Origin of the sequence: Haloferax profundi (assembly GCF_001469865.1) — an archaeon.
In the GTDB taxonomy this organism is placed as follows: Archaea; Halobacteriota; Halobacteria; order Halobacteriales; family Haloferacaceae; genus Haloferax; species Haloferax profundi.
On sequence record NZ_LOPV01000220.1, the window covers coordinates 1 to 5316 of the forward strand.

Consider the following 5316-nt stretch of genomic DNA (forward strand, 5'->3'; position numbering starts at 1 on the left):
TTCTCTACCAACTTCCTCGCGCACGCGCGAATGGAAATCTCTCCGAGGCGAAGGTCGGCCTCATCGGCATCTCGAACGACTTCTCGTTCCGAGACGACCTCTCGCCGAAGGTGAAGAGTTCACTGTGTGAACAGGAGATTCACTTTCCGGCGTACAACGCGAAGAACCTCCAGGCGATTCTCGAACAGCGCGCCGAGGTCGCATTCCGTGAGGGTGTCCTCTCCGACGAGGTGATTCCACTCTGTGCAGCCTACGGGGCGAAGGACGCGGGTGACGCCCGGCAATCTATCGACCTCCTGATGAAGGCTGGTGACTTGGCTCGCGACGACGACACCGATTGCATCACCGAAGAACACGTCAAACGCGGGCGCCGAGCGCTCGAACGTGGCCGAATCAAGGAAGGCATCAACGGCCTCACCGAACACGGTCACCTCGTCCTCTACTCGCTTTTGACACTCGAACTCGAGGGGGAGACACCCATTCGCTCTCGCGACGTTCGACCGCGATACACTCGCTTCGCCGAACTCGCGAACCGCGACCCACTCGTCCCGCGTCGGATGCGAGACCATTTGAGCGAACTCGCGATGCTCGGTATCGTCTCCGTCACCGAACGAAACGAGGGTCGTCGGGGTGGTACTTACCGTGAGTACGCACTCGACATGGACGTCGGACTCATCGTCTCGGCGATGCGTGACACGATCGACCTGGTCGGTGTACACGAGACGGTCGAACCGTATCTCGAAGCCGAGAAAGCAAGCACGCTCGACGACTTCGTGGAACAGTAACACCCACTCGACTGTGTCTCCGGGAGAGAGACCATATCGGTCGATAACTGCGGACACGGTGGTGTAGGAGTCGAAAGTGACCCTACTCGGTTTCGACGTGAGTGGATAACCGGAGAACGGTGAACGACAGATGGTGTATCTGCGTGTACTGAAAACTGCGGCTCGCATCGACGCGACGAAGTAGACTCATCTCGTTCTGCGATTCTGACGAGACGCTCACTCTACTTCGTCCCACGTGGTACCAGAACCTCGTGGGCAGTTCTCCGTCGACACCAACACCACTATGTCCGGAGTAATCGGGGGATTCCGTGAGTCGAGAGTCGTGGCCAGGGGCTCGACGAGATGGTGAGTCTATCGAGAGTAAGAACACGATTTGAGTAACGTGAGGGCAGAAAACCGCCGATAACTGCGGACAAGGTGGTGTTCTCCTCGTCCGAAACGGAGCGGCCGACTGGATAATATATCGCTACATGTGATTTATGACGACCACAGATTCTCTCCCCCGTCCATTACAGCGGACACTTCGGTGTTGGCGTGACGTTCCCGGTGTTCTCTCTCCACGTGAGGTGTGGTAACTTGTACATCCTATGAGTTATCCGTCTTGGGGTCTGAGTAAATACGTGAGCGAAAATCAAGGGCGTCGAAATCTCCGAATGCCCAACGATAACGAGCTGTTCGCGGTCGTCACCGAACACAACGGTGGTAACCACGTGCGAATCCGCTGCGAAGACGGTAAGAACCGAATGGGCCGCATTCCCGGCCGCATGAAGTACCGCACCTGGATCAACGAGGGCGACGTCGTCCTCGTCGAACCGTGGGACTGGCAGGACGAGAAGGCCAACATCGAATGGCGCTACACTGGCGAAGACGCGGACCAACTCCGTCGCGAAGGCCACATCCAGTAGACTGGACCCTCCCGAAAGGGACGTTGGACGTGTGTAACGGACGGCTGCCGAATCAGTCACTACTTTAGACGGCGCAGAGCCAGTACGACTTCACACGCGCACGAGAAGCATCACTGCTTCAATATTCTCGGCATCGATCATCGCTGCTTCAGACACCCTCGACATCGATCCTCCCATTTGACAAGAACTACACTAATCGGCGGTATTTCGAACCCTACTGCCTCAATATATCGGGGGCAGGCATAGATTTATCAAGGTTGTCCGGTGTCTGTCCGGCAATGGCATACCAATTATTTACTGGTTTTTTCGATTCTCACTGGTCTGCTCTCACGCCGCTTCCGTTCGGTCGAGATAGGTGTCCCCGATGAGCGAGACACCGGACCCGACGCGACTTTCCACCGGTGTCGACGGACTGGATGCGATTCTCCACGGTGGTCTCATCGCTGGCCGAAGTTATCTCGTTCGTGGTGCTCCCGGAACCGGGAAGACGATTCTCGGCACGCACTTTTTGAAAGCAGGTGTCGACGAAGGAGGGACTGCGCTGTTCGTCAACCTCGAAGAGTCTGAGGAGGACGTTCGACAGAACGCCGCGTCGCTCGGTATCGACTTAACGGACGTTGAGTTCTTGGATTTGAGCCCGAGTGCGAGCGTCTTCGTCGAAGACCAATCCTACGATATTCTCTCGGCGAGTGACGTGGAGAAAGAACCGTTCATCGACGCCGTCACCGAGGCAATCTCCGCGCTCGAACCGGACCGTGTGTTCGTCGACCCGATCACGCAGTTGCGTTACTTGACGTCCGACGAACACCAGTTCCGAAAGCAAGCCATCGGGTTCATGCAGTACCTCACTGGGAAGGGTGCGACAGTGATGTTCACTTCGCAGAACACGGCCGACAGGCCAGACGACGACCTCCAGTTCATGAGCGACGGTACGATAGAACTGGAGTCGCGGGAGATGGGGCCAACGGTCGACGTTCCGAAGTTCCGCGGTTCTGATGCCGAACGAGGAACGCACACGCTTTCGATTACTGACGACGGCATCTCCGTCTTTCCTCAGATGAACCCATTAGAACACTCACGTGAGTTCTCCAAAGAGTCGATACCGTCCGGAGTCCCCGAAATCGACGAACTCCTCGGCGGCGGAATCGAACGGGGAACTGTCAGTATCATCAGTGGCCCAACCGGCGTCGGGAAGACGACACTCGGGACACAATTCATCAAACAGGCGGCCGAACGAGAGGAACGGTCGGTCCTCTATCTCTTCGAAGAGAGTTATTCGACGTTTCGCGAACGGAACGAATCGATAAACGTACCCATCTCACAGATGGAATCACAGGAGTCGCTTCATATCCGGGAGATGGAACCACTGAACCTCTCCCCACAGCAGTTCGCACACCAGGTCCGAACCGAAGTCGAAGAACACGGCACTGAACTCGTGATGATAGACGGTATCAACGGGTACCAACTCTCCGTCCAGGGCGGTCACGACACACTCATCAAAAAACTCCACGCACTCGGCCGGTACCTCAAGAACATGGGGGTCACGGTCATCTTCGCCGACGAACAGCAACACGTGACTGGCGAGTTCAGTGCGACCAACTCGGGGGTTAGTTACCTCGCGGACAACATCGTGTTCCTCCAGCACGTCGAACTCGACGGCGAACTGCAGAAGGTCATCGGTGTGCTGAAAAAACGGACGACGAAGTTCGAACGAACACTTCGGCAGTTCGAAATCACCGAACACGGGGTACAAGTCGGCGAACCGATGACAGACGTACGAGGTATCCTCTCGGGGACACCCGAGTGGACCGAACCGGCTACGCAGACGGCCGATGAGTAACCAGACACAGAGAAAAAGGACCACACACCACGATGTCAAACAACTCGTCTAACGACACGTCGTGGGAGTCTGAGCGACAGGACGATTCTGCCGACGGGATGCGCCTGCTTCTCTTGTTGTCTCACGAGCAGAACCGTCGCCTTCTCGCCGAAAAGCTCACGCCGTATTACGACATCTCGACTGCCGATTCAGACCTGACGAGTGGTGGGTTCGACCTGTGTATCGTGGATTCGACCACGCTGCGACGATTCCGTTCGGAACTCGAATCGCACGCTCGCGCCGAAGAACCGGTGTTCTTACCGTATCTCCTCGTCGTCGACCGCGACGTCGACCAGGTCGAAACCACGGCACTCGAACTGGTCGACGAGGTTATCTCGGTGCCAATCGTGCTCGAAGAACTCGGTCCCCGTCTCAAGTCACTCCTCCGAACGCGCCGACTGACACAGGAATTGAGCGAGCGCAATCAGGTCGAAGAGATGGCCGCGATAATCTCTCACGACCTTCGAAACCCCTTGAACGTCGCCCGGGGGAACTTGGAACTGGGACGAGAGACGAACGAAGACGACTACTTCGAGACGACGGCGAAGGCGCTCGACCGCATGAGTACACTCATCGACGACCTCCTCTCGTTTGCCAAACAAGAGTACGCGACGCCCGACTTCACCTCTGTTTCGATACGTGACGTCGCCGCTCGGTCGTGGCACCTCCTCGAAACTGGTGACGCGACGTTCCACCTCGAACTCGAAGACGACACTGTCGTCGTAGCCGACCCGAGTAGGCTCCAAGAACTGTTCTCCAACCTCTTTCGAAATGCGTGCGAACACAACGACGAGCGACTCACAGTGACTGTCGGGACCCTTCCAGACGGGTTCTTCGTCGCGGACGACGGCGTCGGTATCTCCGAAGCAGAGAGAGCGTCCGTCTTCGAGACTGGATACTCTACGAACACCGACGGGACTGGGTTCGGTCTCCCCATCGTCAAACGGATTGGTGACGTACACTCGTGGGCCGTGTCTGTCACCGACAGCACGACTGGCGGAGCACAGTTCGACTTCACCGGCGTCCAGTTCGTCGACGAGGTTTCGACACCGCTCGGGAGGGAGTGACACCACTGTGCCGAGTCAGCGACCACGTTCGTTCGAGCACGGCGAACGACCACGACCCCAAATCCTTCCCGAACTGTTTTCGCACGACTCCTCGTAGGTCGGATACCGTCTGTATGGCTCTCTCACGCGTGTGCTACGACTGCGGTACGCGAACCGATGCACCGGTCGCCAGATGCGACTGCGGTGAACCGATGTGGCTCGAAACAGACCCAGCGGGATTCGACTGGGACGATTGCTCGGACGAACCAGGGATGTGGCGATACGACTCGCTCTTGCCGGTCAGTCGACCGGACGGTATCGCCGCCGCAGCAGGTGGGACACCACTCGTCACCGACGCCGCAATCGACGCGTTCGCGGGAACGAACGTTCACCTCAAACTCGAAGGTGAACATCCGACGGGGAGTTTCAAAGACAGAGGAAGTGCCCTCGGAATCGCTGCCGTGGCCGCTGGCTTGGCAGGCGACGGTGCCGCCGTCGGAACCGTCTCACACGGAAACATGGCGATGAGCACTGCTGCGTTCGCTGCCGCAGCAGACCTGCCGTGTGTCGTCTTCGTCCCCGACGACATCCCGTCCGAACGACTCGCCGTCATCGACCAGTTCGACCCGACGCTCGTGACGGTGGCGGGCGAGTACGGCCGCCTCTACGACGAGACACTGCGATTGGGCTCAGACCACGGT

4 protein-coding genes and 1 pseudogene are annotated in these 5316 nt (G+C 57.9%); all 5 read left to right on the forward strand.

The annotated features are described in order from the left end of the window. Window positions 1-785, forward strand: a pseudogene (locus AUR66_RS11125) (cell division control protein Cdc6); the annotation flags it as partial. A 620-nt stretch (window positions 786-1405) separates the two neighbouring features. Further along, a complete protein-coding gene (gene eif1A / locus AUR66_RS11130) occupies window positions 1406-1690 on the forward strand; it encodes a translation initiation factor eIF-1A (protein ID WP_013035036.1) in 285 nt (94 codons plus the stop codon). Window positions 1691-2054: 364 nt separating this feature from the next. Beyond that, window positions 2055-3530, forward strand: a complete 1476-nt coding sequence (locus AUR66_RS11135; RefSeq protein WP_058572483.1) for an ATPase domain-containing protein — start codon at window positions 2055-2057, stop codon at window positions 3528-3530. Window positions 3531-3562: 32 nt separating this feature from the next. Beyond that, window positions 3563-4636, forward strand: a complete 1074-nt coding sequence (locus AUR66_RS11140) for a sensor histidine kinase (protein WP_231727847.1) — start codon at window positions 3563-3565, stop codon at window positions 4634-4636. Between the two features lie 191 nt (window positions 4637-4827). Continuing rightward, the coding region (locus AUR66_RS11145; RefSeq protein WP_231727849.1) for a pyridoxal-phosphate dependent enzyme at window positions 4828-5316 on the forward strand (489 nt) is incomplete at its 3' end.

What these genes read in the sequence shown, in the direction of transcription:
- AUR66_RS11135 (WP_058572483.1), top strand. Translation starts at nt 2,055, where the DNA reads ATGAGCGAGACACCGGACCCGACGCGACTTTCCACCGGTGTCGACGGA.
- AUR66_RS11140 (WP_231727847.1), top strand. Translation starts at nt 3,563, where the DNA reads ATGTCAAACAACTCGTCTAACGACACGTCGTGGGAGTCTGAGCGACAG.